Source organism: Arthrobacter sp. LjRoot78 (assembly GCF_964254335.1).
In the GTDB taxonomy this organism is placed as follows: Bacteria; Actinomycetota; Actinomycetes; order Actinomycetales; family Micrococcaceae; genus Arthrobacter.
This window is the reverse complement of record NZ_CAXUTG020000001.1, coordinates 4,194,225-4,210,992: the sequence shown is the minus strand read 5'-3', so window position 1 is coordinate 4,210,992 and position 16,768 is coordinate 4,194,225. Positions and strand designations below refer to the sequence as shown.

18 protein-coding genes are annotated in these 16,768 nt (G+C 68.3%); 10 read left to right on the top strand and 8 right to left on the bottom strand.

Annotation, left to right across the window (positions count from 1 at the left end; translation table 11 throughout):
- Positions 1–111: 111 nt before the first annotated feature.
- Positions 112–669 (top strand): RNA polymerase sigma factor, encoded by a 558-nt coding sequence (locus tag ACSQ1X_RS19565; protein WP_436058938.1) that lies wholly within the window; start codon positions 112–114, stop codon positions 667–669.
- Positions 662–1,465 (top strand): hypothetical protein, encoded by an 804-nt coding sequence (locus ACSQ1X_RS19560; RefSeq protein ID WP_436058937.1) that lies wholly within the window; start codon positions 662–664, stop codon positions 1,463–1,465. Before ACSQ1X_RS19565 ends, ACSQ1X_RS19560 begins: the two co-directional genes overlap by 8 nt.
- 18 nt (positions 1,466–1,483) lie before the next feature.
- On the opposite strand, the gene ACSQ1X_RS19555 is transcribed toward ACSQ1X_RS19560, so the two are convergent.
- Positions 1,484–2,041, bottom strand: coding sequence for a COG4315 family predicted lipoprotein (locus tag ACSQ1X_RS19555; protein WP_436058936.1), 558 nt, complete (start codon positions 2,039–2,041; stop codon positions 1,484–1,486).
- 253 nt (positions 2,042–2,294) lie between these two features.
- Here ACSQ1X_RS19555 and ACSQ1X_RS19550 point away from each other — a divergent pair, with 253 nt between their 5' ends.
- From ACSQ1X_RS19550 to ACSQ1X_RS19540, 3 genes are read left to right on the top strand one after another with little or no spacing between them, the layout of a single operon-like run.
- Positions 2,295–2,795, top strand: a complete 501-nt coding sequence (locus tag ACSQ1X_RS19550) for a sigma-70 family RNA polymerase sigma factor (protein ID WP_436058935.1) — start codon at positions 2,295–2,297, stop codon at positions 2,793–2,795.
- The gene (locus ACSQ1X_RS19545; protein ID WP_436058934.1) at positions 2,792–3,502 is read left to right on the top strand and encodes an anti-sigma factor family protein; all 711 of its coding nucleotides are present in this window, start codon (positions 2,792–2,794) and stop codon (positions 3,500–3,502) included. The genes ACSQ1X_RS19550 and ACSQ1X_RS19545 overlap by 4 nt, the downstream gene beginning before the upstream one ends.
- A gap of 31 nt (positions 3,503–3,533) precedes the next feature.
- Complete coding sequence (locus tag ACSQ1X_RS19540; RefSeq protein ID WP_436058933.1) at positions 3,534–4,706, top strand: pyridoxal phosphate-dependent aminotransferase; 1,173 nt, start codon at positions 3,534–3,536, stop codon at positions 4,704–4,706.
- Here the strand turns inward: ACSQ1X_RS19540 and ACSQ1X_RS19535 are convergent.
- Together ACSQ1X_RS19535 and ACSQ1X_RS19530 are read right to left on the bottom strand one after the other, a co-directional pair.
- Positions 4,703–5,182, bottom strand: a complete 480-nt coding sequence (locus ACSQ1X_RS19535; RefSeq protein ID WP_436058932.1) for an SRPBCC family protein — start codon at positions 5,180–5,182, stop codon at positions 4,703–4,705. The genes ACSQ1X_RS19540 and ACSQ1X_RS19535 overlap by 4 nt on opposite strands.
- Before the next feature lie 31 nt (positions 5,183–5,213).
- Positions 5,214–6,020, bottom strand: coding sequence for a DUF1206 domain-containing protein (locus ACSQ1X_RS19530; protein ID WP_436059371.1), 807 nt, complete (start codon positions 6,018–6,020; stop codon positions 5,214–5,216).
- 238 nt (positions 6,021–6,258) lie between these two features.
- Here ACSQ1X_RS19530 and ACSQ1X_RS19525 point away from each other — a divergent pair, with 238 nt between their 5' ends.
- Together ACSQ1X_RS19525 and ACSQ1X_RS19520 are read left to right on the top strand one after the other, a co-directional pair.
- Positions 6,259–7,836 (top strand): hypothetical protein, encoded by a 1,578-nt coding sequence (locus ACSQ1X_RS19525; protein ID WP_436058931.1) that lies wholly within the window; start codon positions 6,259–6,261, stop codon positions 7,834–7,836.
- Positions 7,837–7,908: 72 nt separating this feature from the next.
- Positions 7,909–8,355: a hypothetical protein gene (locus tag ACSQ1X_RS19520; RefSeq protein WP_436058930.1), complete on the top strand. Its 447-nt coding sequence runs from the start codon at positions 7,909–7,911 to the stop codon at positions 8,353–8,355.
- Between the two features lie 23 nt (positions 8,356–8,378).
- On the opposite strand, the gene ACSQ1X_RS19515 is transcribed toward ACSQ1X_RS19520, so the two are convergent.
- The 3 genes from ACSQ1X_RS19515 to ACSQ1X_RS19505 form a co-directional block, all read right to left on the bottom strand.
- On the bottom strand, positions 8,379–8,786 hold the full coding sequence (locus ACSQ1X_RS19515) for a hypothetical protein (protein ID WP_436058929.1): 408 nt from the start codon (positions 8,784–8,786) through the stop codon (positions 8,379–8,381).
- Positions 8,787–8,792: 6 nt separating this feature from the next.
- Positions 8,793–9,761 (bottom strand): tRNA (guanosine(46)-N7)-methyltransferase TrmB, encoded by a 969-nt coding sequence (gene trmB, locus ACSQ1X_RS19510; RefSeq protein WP_436058928.1) that lies wholly within the window; start codon positions 9,759–9,761, stop codon positions 8,793–8,795.
- Positions 9,762–9,859: 98 nt separating this feature from the next.
- A complete protein-coding gene (locus tag ACSQ1X_RS19505; RefSeq protein ID WP_436058927.1) occupies positions 9,860–10,138 on the bottom strand; it encodes a hypothetical protein in 279 nt (92 codons plus the stop codon).
- Positions 10,139–10,473: 335 nt separating this feature from the next.
- Here ACSQ1X_RS19505 and ACSQ1X_RS19500 point away from each other — a divergent pair, with 335 nt between their 5' ends.
- Complete coding sequence (locus ACSQ1X_RS19500; protein WP_436058926.1) at positions 10,474–11,820, top strand: MFS transporter; 1,347 nt, start codon at positions 10,474–10,476, stop codon at positions 11,818–11,820.
- A gap of 17 nt (positions 11,821–11,837) precedes the next feature.
- Here ACSQ1X_RS19500 and ACSQ1X_RS19495 read toward each other — a convergent pair whose 3' ends face one another.
- Positions 11,838–12,863, bottom strand: coding sequence for a LacI family DNA-binding transcriptional regulator (locus tag ACSQ1X_RS19495; RefSeq protein WP_436058925.1), 1,026 nt, complete (start codon positions 12,861–12,863; stop codon positions 11,838–11,840).
- Between the two features lie 106 nt (positions 12,864–12,969).
- On the opposite strand from ACSQ1X_RS19495, the gene ACSQ1X_RS19490 reads away from it, so the two are divergent.
- Both ACSQ1X_RS19490 and ACSQ1X_RS19485 read left to right on the top strand, forming a co-directional pair.
- Positions 12,970–14,190 carry a Gfo/Idh/MocA family protein gene (locus ACSQ1X_RS19490; RefSeq protein WP_436058924.1) on the top strand — a complete coding sequence of 407 codons (1,221 nt, stop codon included), beginning with the start codon at positions 12,970–12,972 and terminating at the stop codon, positions 14,188–14,190.
- 1 nt (position 14,191) lies between these two features.
- On the top strand, positions 14,192–15,187 hold the full coding sequence (locus tag ACSQ1X_RS19485) for a Gfo/Idh/MocA family oxidoreductase (RefSeq protein WP_436058923.1): 996 nt from the start codon (positions 14,192–14,194) through the stop codon (positions 15,185–15,187).
- A 44-nt stretch (positions 15,188–15,231) separates the two neighbouring features.
- Here ACSQ1X_RS19485 and ACSQ1X_RS19480 read toward each other — a convergent pair whose 3' ends face one another.
- On the bottom strand, positions 15,232–16,431 hold the full coding sequence (locus ACSQ1X_RS19480) for an ABC transporter substrate-binding protein (RefSeq protein WP_436058922.1): 1,200 nt from the start codon (positions 16,429–16,431) through the stop codon (positions 15,232–15,234).
- Positions 16,432–16,768: the final 337 nt, after the last annotated feature.

Genomic DNA, 16,768 nt, shown 5'->3' with positions numbered 1-16,768 from the left:
ATCGCGGGACTCCTTCCCTTGGCAGGAGTCCCGCGGTGCAACAGGGGCCGGTCCGCAGCCTTCCGAACCCGGAAATTTGTGACCGCGCTCCGCGGATGGAGGAGCCTCAGGGTGCTCGACACTTTGGCAGATGAATACGTGCACACGGACGGGGCCGACCCCGCCGTGCTGTTCACCCTTGTCTACCGAAAGTTTTCCGGCGCCGTCCTGGGTTACCTGAGGGCGCGCGGAGTGGATGACCCGGAAGCGGTCACCCAGGACGTATTCCTTGCCTTCTATCCGAAGCTTGACGGCCTGCGCGGCGGGCTCCAGGGAGCCAAGTCACTCATCTTCTCCATCGCCCACGCACGGATGGTGGACCATTACCGCCGCAACGAGCGCACCCCGACACTCAGCCCCTACGAATCCGAGTTCGACGCCCGCAGCACGGCGTCGGCCGAAGAGTTGGCGCTGGCAAAGGTGAATGGCGGCGGTGCGGGAGCCCTGCTCGAAGGGCTCAGCCCGGACCACCAGGAAGTCCTCGCCCTCCGGGTGGTCGCGGACCTGTCCGTGGAACAGGCCGCCGAGATCATGGGGAGGACCCCGGGAGCAGTCAAACAGTTGCATCGCAGGGCGCTCAGCGCCCTCAGGGAACGCGCCACAACAGGAAGCCAGGCACATCATGAGTGACACCTCCTCGTCCCGGGACCAGCAGATCATCGACGAACTGCTGGCCGACGCCGGCATGGACGATGCCGGGGACCTCCGCCCGGTGCTGCTGGAACTGCGTGCCCTGGCAGCGGACAGCCCCCGGCCGTCCGCCGCAGTGGAAGCACTGATGGCGCCGGCCGCCGCGCCGGCTACTGTCCCGGTCGCCACACTCTCCCTCGCTCCGGCTGTCCCCGAATCCGGGGTCCAGGAACCGGCGGTTGAAGAACCGGCCGTCGACGAACTGGCTGCCCGACGGCGGCGCAAACGCCGCCTGCCGGTCACGGCCCTCACGGTTGCTGCGGCCCTGGCTGCCGGCGGTGCCGCCGCTGCGGCCTCCGATGAGAACTTCCGCCACACCCTGGGGAACGTCGGCCACGCCGTGACCTTCGTTGTGGGGACCATGACTTCCGGACCTGCCGGCAAGACTGCCGGTCAGCCTGCCACGGATCCCGCCGGAACGGTGCCGGGTTCGCCCGCGTCCACGCCCGCGACGCCGGCCCCGTCTCCGGCCGACGGCAGTTCCGTGTCCGGCGGGCAGCCCGGCAAGGGGACGCCGGCCGTGCCGGCCTCCCCATCGCCAAGCCGGACCCACACCCCGGAACTCAACCTGCCCAAACCCGATCCCCGCGACCTGGGCTCATTGCCGGGATCAGGCGAGCTGCCTTCGGCGAAGCCGCTGCCTTCTTCGCCGGTGAGTCCCGACCCCTCCGGTTTGGTGCCCGCGCCCCCGGTAGAGCTGCCGCTCCCCGGCCACAGTCCGTCGCCGGGGTACTAACCCGCTCCACAGCGGCGGTTAGTACCCTCCGGCGGCCGCCTGCACCATCCCGCCCTCCGGGTTCACGAGATACCAGACGTTGCCGACGCCCTGGCCGGTGATGTCACCGGCGGCTTTGTCCTTGACGTAGTAGTACACCGGCAGGCCGTTAATGGTCACCTGCTTCTTCCCTGCCGGCGTGGAGATGGTTCCTAGAGTGCCTGTCACGCCCTCAACAGCGGGCGCGGCCGATTCCGTGAGGACCGGCGGCCACGCGGCAATGCACGCGCCCGTGCATGCGCTGGTGCCGGAGTCCTTCACATCCTTGGTGAAGAAGTAGACACTCATACCTTTCGCGTCCACCACGATCTGGCCTGCGGCCGAGGACGCCGTCTTCAGTTCAGCCGCGCCTGCCGGCACCGGGGACGACGAGGTTTCCGCCGGGGCGGAGCTTTCCGCGGGGGCGGAGGCCGACGTCGTACTCGCCGCTGGGGTAGACGCCGCAGTGGTGGGCGTTGATCCCGTGCCGCCGCCACAGCCGGTGAGGGCCGCGGCCAGCGCCACCACGGACAGGCCGATGCCCCATTGCTTTTTCATATCCTGCTCCTTGGATTCGTGCCGGCCAGGCGGCCAGGCGCTATCCGGTACGACGTGCAACGACGCAGAATGGTTCAAACGGCTGCCCGGTGAACCGCCTGCGCCGGCCAACCGTTTGCGCCGGTGAACCGTTTGGGGCCGGGCGGCGTCGTAACGGGGGAACGGCGGGCGTCCTGCCCGCGGCACCAGCACAAAGCAGCACGAGGCAGCACACACAATGCAGGGGACCATCAGCACGGCAGGAGGGGCGGGGATGCCGCTCGATGAGGACGTGGTAGCGGCGATCTACCGGGAGCACGGCCCGGCGCTGCGGCGCTTCGTGCTGAGTGCCTCCCGGGATCCGCAGCTCGCTGACGACGTGGTCCAGGAGACCGTGCTCCGTGTCTGGCAGCAGGCTCCGGAGATCACCGGGAGCCTGCGGAGCTACCTTTTCCGCACCGCCCGGAACATCATGATCGACAACTACCGCAAGGCCCAGCGCCGTCCCATCGAAGCGACGGAGCGGGACGTTGCGGACCCCGCGGAAGCCAGCGAACGGGTTGATGAGCTGCTCAACCGCGTGCTGATGGAAGAAGCCCTGCTGCGGCTGAGTACCGAACACCGCGACGTGCTGGTGGCACTGCACTACCGCCGCTGCACTGTCGCGGAAACGGCCGCGGAGCTGAACATCCCGGCCGGGACAGTGAAGTCCCGCGCGTTCTACGCGGTGCGGGCGCTGCGGACCATCCTCGACGAAATGGGGGTGCAGCGGTGAGCAGTGCGGAATTGCACCACCTGCTGGGGGCCTACCTGCTGGGCGGCCTGGAGCCGGCCGACGCGTCGCGGTTCGAGCAGCACCTTGCCGGGTGCGCGGACTGCCGCCGGGAGGTCGACGAACTCGCCAGCCTGCCGGCACTGCTGGACGCCCTTCCCGTTGCCGACGCCGTCGCCCTGACCGGGCCCGCCTCCGCGGCGCCGGCAACACCGGAGGCCACTGCGTTGGGGGCAGTGGCTTCCGCGGCGGAACCCGCCGCCCTGCTGGACGAACTGGCGGCCCGTCGGAGGAAATCACGACGGCGGTGGGCGGCGTTCGTCGGGGCGGTGGCCGCCGCGTGCCTGGCACTGGGAGTCCTGGCCGCCCCGCTGTTCAACCAGCCGCCCCGGCCGGATGCCAGCTACTCGGTGGAGGCCCCGGGCGGCCTCCAGGTCCAGCTTGCCCTCATGAAGAAGGCATGGGGGACCGAGGTTTCGTTTTCCGGCACCAGCCTGCCCACCCAAGGCACCTTGTCCCTGTGGGTCAAGGGCCAGGACGGCACCGAGGACCGGGCGTGCAGCTGGTCCGCGACGCCGGGGGGCCGGTCCAGGATCACCGGGGCCACACCCACCCAGATCAGCCGGATCAGCAGCGTGGAACTGCGCACCGAAGGGCAGCAGACTGTGGCCGTCATTTCCATGGTGGACGGCTCGTCCGGGGCCCATTGACGCACTCTGCGCCCGGTGGGAGGCTGGGCACATGGTCCGCGGCAGGACCGGGCGGTTCGCCCGGATTCAGCCTTTCGGCATCGATAAGGTGGCAGCCGCCGTCGGTGGTGATCCTGACGTGCTCCGCATGGAGAACCTGGACACGGACATCGCGCCGCCGCCGTCGGCCGTCATCGCCACCCGGGAAGCAGTGGGCAACCAGGCCGCCAACAGTTGGCTCCCCTTCACCGGCACGCTGGCCCTCCGCCAGGCCGTGGCCCACCGGCTCCGGCAGCAGACCGGGCTCGCCTACGATCCGCGCTCCGAGGTGGTGATTACCGGAGGCGCGCTCGCGGGGATGCTGAGCGTGCTGCTGGCAACGGTGGACCACGGCGACGAAGTGATCGTCACGGATCCCACCTACGCCGGCATGGTCAACAGGGTCCGGCTTGCAGGGGCGGTGCCCGTGTTCGTCCCGCTGATGGTTTCCGGCGGGCGCTGGCGCCTCGACCCGGCACGGCTGGCCGCGGCGGTTTCCGCCCGAACCCGCGCCATCCTGCTGATGAGCCCGGCGATGCCCACCGGGCACGTGCTCAACGACGCCGAATGGGGTGCTGTGCGTGACGCTTGCCTGCATGCGGACTGCTGGCTGATCTATGACGCCGCGATGGATCGGATCCTGTTTGACGGACTGCCGTACCGGCATCCGGCGTCATTCCCGGAGCTGGCCCCGCACACCATCACCCTGGGCGGCGTCTCCAAGAACTACCGCATGATCGGCTGGCGCGTCGGCTGGGTGGCCGGCCCCCTGGAGGTGATGGGAGACGTGGCCCTCGCCGCGATCTACAACACCGCCGTGGCCAGCGGTTTCAACCAGGCCGGTGTCCTCGCGGCACTGACGAACAGCGACGACGGGATTGCCGGTGCGGTGCAGGAATGGCAGTCGCGCCGGGACCTGGTGGTCGAGGAGCTGGCCGGGCTGCCCGTTGTGGTGCCTGAGGGCGGCTGGTCGCTGCTGCTGGACGCGGAGGCGCTGGGTATGCGGGCGCCGGAACTGTCCCGGCGGCTCCTGGCTGCGGGCCGGATTGCCGCCACCCCCATGACGGCGTGGGGCCAGGACGTGGCGCCGCGGTACGTGCGGCTGGTTTATGCCACCGAACCCCTGGGCCGGCTGCAGGGCATCGGGGCGCGCGTCCGGGCCGCCCTCGAGGGTGGGCGGCCTTAGGACTGCAGGGCGCGGAACTCCTGCACGAGCTGCGGGTCTTCGCACGCGCGCGCGAAGGCTTCGATGCGTTTTTCGATTTCGCGGCGCAGCAGCCAGCTGCCGACCCTCTCCGCCAATGGGCGCAGCCACGCCGGCCGGCACGAAAAGGTGTACTTCCACACCGCCCGGGTGCCGCCGTCGGCCGCGGTGAACCGCCACCCGCCGCCGAAGCTGCCGAAGAACCACGGGCCGGAGACCATGGTCATTCCCACGTTCCGGGGCGGTGCGTAGGAGACGTATTCGCTGACCATCACCAGCCCCATCCTGGAGACTGTCCGGGTGCGGACGCCCTTGCCCGCGGCCCGGGCGCCGTCCAGCCACCCTTGCGCCGAGATGAAGGGATCCCACTTCAGCCGGAAGTCGCCGGTGGTCTGGGAGAACGCAAAGGCGGTCTCCGGATCGAGGCGGATGAAGCGTTCGGCGCGTACCTGGGGCATGCGTCCACCCTAGCCGGGCTAACGCTGGCGGCTACATCCTGGCCAGTTTGGCCCGCACCATCTGGAACACGCCGTAGCAAATCAGGCCGATTCCGACGGCGGCCAGCAGGTACAGTCCGAACGGCTGGTCCCGCAAGGCCTTCAGGCCGCCGTCGAGCCCCGTGGATTCCTCCGGATGCGACTGGACGGTGGCGATGACGATCAGCAGGCCCACCAGCAGGAGAGCGAAGCCTTTTGCGATGTAGCCCACCACGCCCAGGACGGTGACGGCGGTGCGCATGGTGCCCGGCGGAGGCATCCGGAGGTGCTTTTCGAACGACTTCCGGATACCGCGAATGCCGTACACAATTCCCGTGATGGCAACCGCGGCGCCAATGGCGATCAGCAGTGCAACCCCGCCGGGTGCTTTCATCAGAGCGATGGTGAAGTCGCTGGTGGACTGGCTGTTGTCCTTCCCGGTGCCGATCGCGAACGAGGCAAGCGTGACGGCGAACGCGGCAAACACCACGGCCTGGCCTGCTGCTTTGAGCTTCCGGAGAACCTTGTCCCGCTTCGGCAGGTGGCTGTAGTCGAAAATCGCGTCGCTGGTCTGCCAGATGGCCAGGGCCACGCATGCGGCGAAGCTACTCCACAGCAGGATGGGGCCGGCCGGCTGGCTGGCCAGTTCCTGCACGGCGCCGCTGACGTCGGCCTTGCCCTGCCCGCCCATGGCCAGGCGGATGGCGATGGAGCCCACCAGGAAGTGCAGGATGCCGCTGACGGCGAATCCGGCACGGGCCATAATCTCCAGCGGCCGCGAATTGGTGACTTCCTCGGCCGTGTCCGCGGCCTCTCTCAGTTCTTTTTTGATGTCCGGATCCTCGTGCAGTTCTCGTCGCCGCGGGGATGTCCCGCCGTGGGTGTTAAAGCCCTATCGTGCCACGGGAAGCTGCTCCGGAACAGCTCCGTGCCCGGCGGCACGGACTGCTGCGGGCGGAGGTATGGGGAGTGATGCCCATGGCACCCCACGGTGCGACATGGCACGATATGGACCAGCCGCCACCGTCGCAGCTGCATCACTCTTCCGGGGAGACACCATGACCTTTTACGGTGCTGACGTCAGTCAGCTTCGCGCCTTGGCCAAGGCGGCAGACAAGGCAGCTTCATTGCTCAGCAGCAGGGCATCCTCGCTGCAGAGCCAGATCCTCGCGGCACCCTGGAAAGGCAGCGACGGCGAGCGTTTCCGGCAGGAGTGGACCGGAAGCCACCGCCCCAGCATCGAGCGGGTGGTGGCAAGCCTCCGGCAGAACTCGAAGGTCCTGCTCCAGAACGCCGCGGAGCAGGAGCGGTCCTCGGCGGCCGGCTCGGGCAGCGCCGGTGCCGGGCCGGGCGGGCTGTCCGGCCTGCTTGACCAGATGAAGAACTGGGTGCAGGAAAAGCTCGAGGCTGCGCGTGAGGCCGCTGAGCACCGGACTGAGCTCCAGGAGCAGTTGGCATCGATGGCCGGGGCCAGCCCGGAGGAACAGGCCAAGTGGTGGGACGGACTCTCGGCTGCGGACAAGAAGTACCTGATCGAGGGCGAGGGCCCGGACGGTCCGCTGGCCGAATCGCTCCTGGCCATGGACGGCGGGATCCCGGAATCGGCTCAGAACCTGGCCCGGGAGCACCTGCTGGAGCTGGCCAAGGAAGACATCCCGGTCTACACGGAGACGGGCAAGGCCTCCATTGAGGCGCGCGTCCTGTGGGTCCACGGCGGTGCCGAGGTGGGTACGGAAGTGGTGGAAAACGCGGACGGCTCTGCCACCGTGAAGGTGTACGGCAACATGGGCCTGGGCGTGAACGACGCCTCCGGATCCGCCGGTGCCACGCTCACCGGCGAAGTGGCCCGCGAGTACACCTTCGACAGCATCGAAGAGGCCATGGCGGCACGGAACCAGATGTATGCGGATCTCCCGCCGGACAGCGTGGGCGACATCAAGGACGTGGCCGGCAACCCGCCGGACTACATCCTGGACACCCTGAACGAGGCCGCCTCGGACAACGGTTCCAGCGGCCACGAGGACAAAGCAAAGGGCTCGCTGAGCTTTGAGGCCGGGGCCGACTCCACCGATGCCGCCGGCTCGGCGAAGCTGGAACTGGCCTATGAAAAGAACCTCAGCGACGGGACGTCCAAGGGCAGCGTGGAAGTTTCCGCAGAGGGCAACCTGGACCTGGACGGGCGGACGTTCGAGGCGTCGGGCAAGGGCGGGCTGGAGCTCAACATGGACCGGGACAACAACCTCAGTTCGGTGTCCCTGTCCCTGGAAGGTACCGTGGCGCAGGGCGTCAAGGAGGGCATGGACGTGAAGGCCGGCAGCGTCGAATCCAGCGTGACAGCCGGCACGCAGGGCACCGTCAAGATCGATATCGACTACACACCGGAAAACAGCGCCGTGATCGACAGCTACATGAAGAACGTGGCCCTCGGGAACGACGCCGCAGCCGCCCGGGACGCCGCCAGGCTCTACGAGGCTGGATCGGCCACCATCCAGGTGAACAGTGTGGTCACGGCGTCCAACGAAGCAGGGTTCGACGTCAAGGCCGGCGAGGTCAAGGTCAGCACGGAAAACCAGGTCAGCACGAACGTCAGCACCTACCAGAAGGTCCCGAACGACACCCGGCTGTCCCGGCTGTAATTCCGCCGGCCCCCTACAAACACCGACTGCCCTGCAAACACTGACTTACCGCTGAAGGAGCAACCACCAGCCATGACAGTTCACATCGAATCTCCGCTCGGCTTCACGGCGGACTTCCCCGACCACACCCTGGTCCTGGACGATTCCACCGCCGGCCCCAACACGGAGCAGTACGGGCTGCTGGGGGACGTCCTGGTCACCGTTATCAAGGACGACACCTCCGTTGAAGGTCCGGCCGAGGCCAACGGCTGGGCGCACCTGATGTCCGCCCACTATCTCGAAGAGCGCGGCGGCAGCCTGCTGACCGAGGGCGAACTGAACCTTCCCGGCAAAGCCGCCTACGCCGTCGTCGTCGGTTATGACGATGCACGCGGCGACGCGAAAGCGGCCGCCACGGTGGGGGTGTGGGAAAAGGACCGGTTCATCGGCGTGGTGGTGATCTGGCCCTATGTCGACCCCCAACTCGAGCCGCGGATCGGACTGCTCAAAGATGTGGTCGGCGCGATCAGGGTCAGCTGACGCCGCGCTGAGCGCCCAGGCGCCTAGCCGAGGAGGGGCCAGGGCCCGGCCAGGCCGGTCCAGGTCCACATGCCGCCCGCCAGGTTGAAGGCAGTAAAAGCGAGGCCAAGTAATCCGGTGATCCGTGCGGCGTTCATCCGGCGCGACCTTCTGATGGCCACGATTCCGGTAATCACCGAGGTCAGGACAAGCCCCGCCATCAGGCCCACCAGGACCATGAGCAGGATCCAGTAGCCGCTGGTGTCCGGCAGCGGGACGTTCGCCATCAGTGGCTCGGCCGCCGCCATGATGAACGTTGACAGGCCGACCATGGCCGCGACCGGTGCCAGCACGGCACAGACCAGGCTGGTGATGCCGGCCGCCAGCCCGCGCGAATCAGCGGGCCGGAGCGACGGGACAGGTTGAGGCGCGGAGGGCTGGGCGGAGGCCATGCTGCATCATAACCGCCGGTAGCACAGGTCGAAGATGAGGCGGCCCGCTTCGTGTGCCTTGTTTTCGAAGCTGGTCCGGATCCGGCCCTCGAACCGGGGCGCCCAGCCGCCGGTTTCGTCCACGCCCTCGTTGGGGCCGGTGTGTTCAGTGCTCACCGGGGCGCGCCCCTCCTTGACCGGAGCGCCGCCCACCAGGGACTCGACGCCGGACTGCCACACCTGGGTGAGGGGGCTTTCGGGACCCCTGCGCTCGCCGTCGTGCAGGTTCACGAAATCGGCGGAGCCGGCCATCACGTCGCGGACATGGACGGCGTAGTTGGACCAGTCGGTGGCCACCCGGAACAGGCCGCCGGGCTTGAGGGCCGTGGCAACGAGCTCGGCGAACTCGGGCTGGATGAGCCGGCGCTTGTGGTGGCGCGACTTGTGCCAGGGGTCGGGGAAGAAGACCCAGACCTCGCTGACGGATCCTGCCGGCAGCATGGTGGCGAGGACCTCCGGCGCGTTGGCTTCCACCACGCGGACGTTTTTGAGCCCGCGGCTGTTGATCTTGATCATGGTGTTCGCGAGCCCGGGCGTGTACACCTCCACGGCCAGGAAATCCCAGTCAGGGTTCTCTTCGGCCGCGTGGCAGACGGCGTCGCCAAGACCGGAGCCGATCTCCACGATCAGGGGCGCCGTGCGGCCAAACTCGGCCGCGGCGTCGAAAACGTAGTCCGGGTGCACGGAGGTGTTGGCGATGTGCCGGGGTACGTCGACCGCCCAGCGGTCCGAGTGCTCCTCCCAGGCCACCTGTCGGCGGCCCTGCAAACGGGTTCCGCGGCGCACGAAGCTGACGGGCCGGCCGCCGTAGGTGCCGAACGACGCCTGCGTGCCGGGGGTCACCGGGCGGGCTGCCTGCGGTTGCCCGGGGGCTTCAGAGACTGCGTCCGGCGACTGGGCAGCGGAAGGCTCAGGGGTTTCTGGGGATTCACTCATCCCCTCCAGAATAGTTGAGCTTTTGTCCGGACAACGCAGGTTGGGAGCGCTCCAACCCCCGATAAGTGGACAAAAACTCCCCTGGGATAGCTGGCCGGTCAGAAGAGAATCATGAAATCCCCTCCCCGGACCACGAGGATCGTGCCCACGAAAACCAGCAGCCCGGATATCCAGAGCGCGGACACAGCGGCAGTCCAGCTGTTCGACCCGCGCGGGGACGCCCGGACTGCACGGATGCCCAGGGAAACGGATATGAGTCCAATGAGCACCGGCAGGCTCCAGAGGACTGCGGGTGCAACCCAGTCCATCGAGCCGCGCCCCGTATCGGCCCGGGTAAACAACGCCGCGAAGAGGCTCATCGGAATACTGATGAACATGCTCGCGGGTGCAATAAAACTGAAGGTCAGGCTGGTGGCACCCGCTCCACTATAAGGGCGGTAGGGCGGCGGTGGTTGGGCAATCGGCCCCAACCCCGTGGCGGGAGGCGGGGCTGCGGGAGGCAGGTCCCCAGGAGGCTGGGTCGCGGGCGGATGGACGGGCGGTAGTTCTATGGAGGCCGATTCGATGGGTGGATCGTGCGGCTGCGGAACGCTCATGGCTCCCCTTACCTGATGACGGGTCCCGAGGCGGCGGGACATGGTCAACCCAGCGTAGGAACGGGCAAACTGTGCCAGCATCCCGATTCGCCCCTATGTGGATAACTCCTGCGAGAATGGGGCGCGTGACCGAAGCCACGAACCGAGCCAATAACGCCGCCGCGAGCAATCCCGCGAGCAATCCCGCGAACACCGAGGCCGCAGGGCGCTTCAGGAGCGACACCTCCGGCACGCTAGTGGACGCCGAAGTCGACGAGCTCCCCGCGGCCGAGCCCACCCGCGTCGGCAGCCGCCGCGGGCTGGTCTTCCTTGGAATATGCCTGGTGCTGATCGGGCTGAACCTGCGGACGGTGTTCTCCAGCTTCGCCGCGGTGCTGCCGGAAATACGGTCCGACGCCGGCCTGCCGGGCTGGGCAGTGGTGGTCCTCACCACCGTGCCGGTGACACTGCTGGGAGTTTTCGCGCCGCTGGCGCCCGTCCTCGCCCGGCGTTTCGGTGCCGAGCGGGTGCTGCTCGGAGCCATGTCCGTCCTCACTGCCGGCCTGCTGCTCCGTCCGTTCGAGCTGCCGGGCGCCGGCCACCTGCCCGCCCTCCTTGCCGGAACAGCTGCCTGCGGTGCCGCGATCGCCCTGTGCAACGTGCTGCTGCCGGGGCTGGTGAAGCGCGACTTCCCGCACCGGCTCGGGCTGATGGGCGGCCTCTACACGACGGCGATCTGCGCCTCGGCCGCCCTGGGCGCCGGTTTCACCTACCCGGTGTTCGCCGCGTCTGGGGAATGGACGGCGGCGCTGTGGTTCTGGGCGCTGCCCGCCGCCGTCGTCCTTTTCCTGTTCCTTCCGCTGGCCGTCAGGCAGCGGCACCCGCGGCACCAGACCGTTGCCGACGGCGTGAACGTGTGGCGCTCGGCGGTGGCCTGGCAGGTCACCATCTTTATGGTGCTGCAGGCCATGATGTCCTTCAGCGTGTTCGCCTGGCTGGCCCCCATCCTGCGGGAACGCGGAGTGGACGGCGGAACGGCCGGGCTGATCGTCTCCGCCTCCATCGTCCTGCAGATGCTAGGTTCACTCTTCGCGCCGGCGCTGGCCGCACGGTTCCGCGACCAGCGGGCGATCAACACGGTGGTGGCGCTCATGACCGGCGGCGGGTTCGCGCTCAGCATTTTCGGGCCGCTGGACTTCATCTGGGTGTGGACCGGCCTGCTGGGCCTCGGGCAGGGCAGCCTGACCGCGGTGGCGCTGACCATGATCATGCTGCGGACCCGGGACGGCCACACGGCGGCCCACCTGTCCGGCATGATGCAGGGCGTGGGCTACGGCGTCGGCTCCACGGGCACGCTAATGGTGGGGCAGTTGCACCAGGCCACGGGCTCCTTCGCCGCCGCGGGGGTGCTGTTCCTGGTCGTCGGGGCGCTCGCGGCGGTGTTTGGCTTCCGGGCCGGACGGGACCGCTACATCGGCGGCTAACGTTCGACGGCGGGTGGTCAGGCCGGCGCGTGCCCGGTGGACCCGCGGACCACGAGCTGGGTGGGAACCAGATGCAGCCGCTGCGGGAGTTCCGGGTGTTCCCGGCGCTCCAGGATGAACTTGCCGGCCTGCAGGCCCACGGCGATGTTGCCGTTGTCCACCGACGTCAGCGAGAGGTGCCGGATCTTGGCGAGGTAGGTGTTGTCGTAGCCCACCAGCGAGAGGTCGTCCGGGACGCTGAGTCCCCGGTCGTCGGCGGCGGACAGTGCTCCGATGCAGGCGATGTCGTTGAACGCGAAGATCGCCGTCGGGCGTTCCTTGCGGGCCAGCAGCCGCTGGGTGGCGTCATAGCCGCTTTCCTCGCTCATGCCGCCCGCTACCACCAGCGGCTCAAGCCCTGCGGCTCGCATGGAGGATTCGTAGCCTTCGCGCCGCAGTTCGGCGATGCGGCCCGGCCCCTGCAGGTGCGCGATGCGGCGGTGGCCTAGTGAGATGAGGTGCTCGGTCGCCTGGCGCGCGCCGGCTTCGTCGTCGTTGACAACGACGTCGGTCCGGTCCAGCTGGGGTTCTCGGGTGCCGGCGAGGACTACGGGAACGGTCCTGGCAGCCGCCTCGAGGGCGGCGGTTTCCGTGGTGGTGCCGACGACGACGATGCCGTCGATGCGTTGTTCGAGCAGTGTTTCCACCGAACGCCGGCCCACCCGGTGGTCCGTGTACGAATCGACAAGGACGGGCGAGACGCCAGCCGAATGCAGTGAAGCGCTCAGCCCTTCCAGCAGTTCCACGAACCACGGATTGCGCAGGTCATTGAGCAGCACGCCAATGGTGCCGCTGCGCGGGCTCGAAAGGCCGCGGGCAAGCTGGTTGGGCCGGTAGTCGAGTTCTGCCATGGCGTCCTGCACGGCCTGGCGGCGGCTGGGGCTCACGCTGGAGGATCCGCCCAGCACCAAAGACACAAGGGACTTGGAGACCCCGGCCCGCTCGGCGACGTCCCGGATGGTGGGCCTGCGCGGCTGGTCACCGACGGCGGGCGAACTGTCCATGCTGCGTCTCCTCTCGGTCCCACCTCAGCATAAGGGGTTGACTAACGGCTTGTTTCACCTCCATTATGGACCGGTCCAATATTTGTCCAAAATTGAAGGAAGCGTCATGAGTGAACCGCGTACACGCCGGCTGGTCGCAGGAATGGTGGGAGGCGGAGCCGGGGCGGACATCGGCAAGACCCACCGCTATGCGATGCGGCTGGATGACCAGTTCGAGCTGACGTCGGGCGTCTTCGGCAGGGACCGTGAGGGCTCCCTCGGCCTGGCCGCAGACCTGGGCATTGCCGAGGACCGCTCGTACCGGGACTACGCGGAAATGGCAGCTGCCGAGGCCGTTCGGCCGGACGGCGCCGACGTCGTGGTCGTGGCCACGCCCAACGACAGCCACTTCGACATCGCCCGCGCTTTCCTTGAAGCCGGGATCTCCGTGGTGTGTGAGAAGCCGCTGACCCGGGACTCGGACACTGCTGCCGAGCTGGTGCGGCTTGCCGCCGAAAACAATGCCATCCTGGCGGTCCCGCACTGCTACTCGGCGTACGCGATGGTGCGTCACGCGGCGCGGATGGTCCGCGACGGCGACCTGGGCCGGGTGACGTTCGTCGACGTCGAACACGCCTCCGGGTGGGCGGCCACGCCGCTCGAGGAGCACGGCCACAAGCAGGCACGCTGGCGCACCAATCCGGATATTGCCGGGTTCCCCAGCGTGGTGGGTGACCTCGGAACCCACGCCTATCACCTGCTGCGCTACATCACCGGACTGGACGCCGACCGCGTCTCCGGCCGGCTCAGCACCCTGGTGCCCGGCCGCCGCGTCTTCGACCACGCCACCGTGGAGCTCGAGCTGACCGGGGGAGTGCCGGCCCGGCTCTGGGCCAGCATGGCCGCCGCCGGCCACAACCACGGCCTGCGGATCAGGGTGTTTGGCCCCAGGGGCAGCCTCGAATGGGAGCACGAGGACCCGCACCATCTCACCATCCAGGACCTTGACGGTGCCACCACGGTGCTCACCCACGGGCTCAGCACGCTCTCCGAGGACGCCACCCGCCTCACCCGCGTCGGCCTGGGCCACCCCGAAGGGTTCCTCGAGGCGTTCGCCAACTTCTACCGCGACCTGGCGGACATCCTGCGCGCCCGCCGTGACGGCACGCCGCTGCCGTCACGGGAATTGACCATCCCCACCGGCATCGACGGGCTCCTCGGCGTCCGATTCGTCGAAGCCGTGGCGGCCTCACACCACCGGGACGCCGCCTGGGTCTCACCCGGTTCAACAGCCCAGCCCGGTTCAACAGTCCAGCCCGGCGCCTCCATCCAGAAAGCAGGAATCTGACATGCAGCGCTTCGCCCTCCTCGGGGCCGGTTTCATCGGCTCCGTCCATGCTGCCAACCTCGCCGCGCACCGGGGGATCGAGTTTTCCCGGATCTACGATATCGACCACGACCGGGCCAAGGCCCTGGCCGAAGCCCATGGAACCCAGGCTGTCAGCGACCTGCACGAGGTGTTCGATCGCCGGCTCGTGGATGCCGTGTTCATCGCTTCCTCCACGGATACCCACGCGGAGCATCTGGCCCGCGCGGCCGACGCCGGCCTGGCCGTCCTGTGCGAAAAGCCGATCGATTTGGACCTGCGCCGGGCCCGCGAGACCGCCGACCATGCGGCCGGCCGCGGTGTCCCGGTGATGGTCGACTTCAACCGCCGTTTTGACCGCGACTACATGGAACTCAAACGGATCATCGACGCCGGGGAAGTGGGCGGCGTCGAACTCCTGCAGCTTTCCAGCCGCGGACCGGCGGTTCCGCCGTTGTCCTACATCGCCGCATCCGGCGGCCAGATGCGGGACCAGACCGTGCACTTCTTTGACCTGGTCCGCTGGCTGACGGGGCTGGACCCCGTGGAGGTGTCGGCCGTCGGGTCCGCTTTGGCGGAACCGCGCCTTGCCGAGTACGACGACGTCGACACCTCCGCGGTGACGCTCCGCCTTCCCACCGGGGCGCTCGTGCAGATCGACAGCATCCGGCGCACCAGCTACGGCTACGACGAACGCATCGAGGTGTTCGGCTCCGAGGGGATGGCCGAGACGCAGCGCAGGCGCACGGGTGTCGTGTCCCGGTACCGGTCAGGCCAGGTCATCGAGGACGGCCTGCATCCCGGCTGGTTTGAGCTGGTGAAGCCCACCTACGCTGCGGCCCTCGCGCACTTCGTGTCCGCTCTGGATGATGGCGCGGCGCCGACGCCCTCGCTGGAGGACGGGCTCAAGGCCCAGGCCATTGCCGAGGCCGCCACCCGTTCCCTGCACACCGGACGGACCGAAAAGATCGAGTACTAGGCGGCAGGGCGGGGGCCGTGGCGCCTAGTCCTTGCCGAGCCGGGTTAGTCCTTGCCGAGGCTGGCGGCGCTGACCTTGCTGCCGCCGGTTTCGGCGGTGACGCTGTTCAGGGCGGTGAGGTCGAAGATGCCGCTGATGTCGGCCTGCTTGGTGGTGCCGGCGTCCACGCCGTCCTGCAGCAGTTTCTTGTAGGCTCCGGCGAGCGGGTCCACGGTGAAGACGATGTTCTTCAGTGACCGCTCGATGACGTCGGGCTTCAGCTCGGCGCCGGATGCCTCCTTTAGCGCGGCGTTGATGACGGAGGACTTCTCGTCCGCGGCAGCGGAGTTGAGCCAGGCCACGGATTCTGCGTGGCCCTTCAGGAGTGCCTTGACGGTGTCCGGGTGGTCGGCGGCGAACTTCTTGCTCACGATCAGGATGGTGGTGGGGAACTCGCCCGGCTTGCCCGTCAGCGACCCGTCCCACAGGTCCTTCTCATCCACGAGGACCTTGGCGCCGGCCTGCAGCACCAGCCGGGACGCCCAGGGCTCGGGCAGCCACGCGCCGTCGAGCTTGCCGTCCTGGAACAGCTTCAGGGTCTGGGCGTTCTCGGTGGGGTTGATGGCAACGTCGCCGCTGCCGTCGGTGTTGGTCTTGTAGCCCTGGGCGGACAGCCAGGCCCGCAGCGCCACGTCCTGGGTCCCGCCCAGCTGCGGCGTGGAGAGGGTCTTGCCCTTCAAATCCGCCGCAGCGGCAATCTCCGGCCTCACCACCAGCTGCGCGCCGCCTGCAGCGGCGCCGGCGATGATGCTGACGGACTCGCCCTTGCTCTTCACGAACGAGTTGATCGCCGGGTTCGGGCCGATGTACGTCGCATCGATCGCGCCGGCGTTCAGCGCCTCGATCGCGGCCGGGCCGGCGTTGAACACCTGCGTGCTGAGCTTGGTCTCGCCCAGGCTCTTGGCGATGAAGCCCTGCTTCACGCCCACCAGCGCCGGGGCGTGGGTGACGTTGCCGAAATAGCCCAGCTTCAACTCAGCAGCAGGCGTGCCGGCGGCGGCTGCGGCCGCCGGCTGCGCCTCGGTATTGCCGCTATTGCTGGAAAGCGACGACGCCACTGCCGCGCCGCCGGCAATGAGGACAACGAGGCCCGCGGCGATGCCGATTCCGAGGGTGCGCTTGCGCTTTGCTGCGGAGTCTTGCGGCTTGTTGGTTTGTCCCGCAACGATGCGGGTGGACCCTTCGGGGTTCTGATGCGATGACATGGGGATTCCTTCACGATTGCGGCGCGCCAGCACAGGGCCTTGCCGCCGGACAAGAGTCGGGGGTGCGGAGAATGGAGGGGACGGAGGCTCGCGGCGGCATTTCTGCCGCCCTCCGTCGTGGTCAATTGCTGGGCCTGTTGCTCTTGTGGAGCGTGTCCGGTGCCCCGGTTCCAGCGCTTGGGTTGAGATTACGGTCCGGCCTGCGCCCGTATCAATGGCCCTTGTCGCGCGCGTTCACCGGCGTTAATGCAGTGACTCAAAGCGTCATCCGGGAGCCCGAACCGGCGGCCCCGGCGGAAGGGAAGGTCACGCGGCGTCACGTGGAGTAACTGGAATG

Bases quoted from the DNA above. Each gene is read 5' to 3' on its own strand.
- ACSQ1X_RS19560 (WP_436058937.1), top strand. From the start codon at position 662: ATGAGTGACACCTCCTCGTCCCGGGACCAGCAGATCATCGACGAACTG.
- ACSQ1X_RS19555 (WP_436058936.1), bottom strand. From the start codon at position 2,041: ATGAAAAAGCAATGGGGCATCGGCCTGTCCGTGGTGGCGCTGGCCGCG.
- ACSQ1X_RS19550 (WP_436058935.1), top strand. From the start codon at position 2,295: ATGCCGCTCGATGAGGACGTGGTAGCGGCGATCTACCGGGAGCACGGC.
- ACSQ1X_RS19540 (WP_436058933.1), top strand. From the start codon at position 3,534: ATGGTCCGCGGCAGGACCGGGCGGTTCGCCCGGATTCAGCCTTTCGGC.
- ACSQ1X_RS19535 (WP_436058932.1), bottom strand. From the start codon at position 5,182: ATGCCCCAGGTACGCGCCGAACGCTTCATCCGCCTCGATCCGGAGACC.
- ACSQ1X_RS19525 (WP_436058931.1), top strand. From the start codon at position 6,259: ATGACCTTTTACGGTGCTGACGTCAGTCAGCTTCGCGCCTTGGCCAAG.
- ACSQ1X_RS19520 (WP_436058930.1), top strand. From the start codon at position 7,909: ATGACAGTTCACATCGAATCTCCGCTCGGCTTCACGGCGGACTTCCCC.
- ACSQ1X_RS19515 (WP_436058929.1), bottom strand. From the start codon at position 8,786: ATGGCCTCCGCCCAGCCCTCCGCGCCTCAACCTGTCCCGTCGCTCCGG.
- trmB (WP_436058928.1), bottom strand. From the start codon at position 9,761: ATGAGTGAATCCCCAGAAACCCCTGAGCCTTCCGCTGCCCAGTCGCCG.
- ACSQ1X_RS19505 (WP_436058927.1), bottom strand. From the start codon at position 10,138: ATGTTCATCAGTATTCCGATGAGCCTCTTCGCGGCGTTGTTTACCCGG.
- ACSQ1X_RS19500 (WP_436058926.1), top strand. From the start codon at position 10,474: ATGGGGCGCGTGACCGAAGCCACGAACCGAGCCAATAACGCCGCCGCG.
- ACSQ1X_RS19495 (WP_436058925.1), bottom strand. From the start codon at position 12,863: ATGGACAGTTCGCCCGCCGTCGGTGACCAGCCGCGCAGGCCCACCATC.
- ACSQ1X_RS19490 (WP_436058924.1), top strand. From the start codon at position 12,970: ATGAGTGAACCGCGTACACGCCGGCTGGTCGCAGGAATGGTGGGAGGC.
- ACSQ1X_RS19485 (WP_436058923.1), top strand. From the start codon at position 14,192: ATGCAGCGCTTCGCCCTCCTCGGGGCCGGTTTCATCGGCTCCGTCCAT.
- ACSQ1X_RS19480 (WP_436058922.1), bottom strand. From the start codon at position 16,431: ATGTCATCGCATCAGAACCCCGAAGGGTCCACCCGCATCGTTGCGGGA.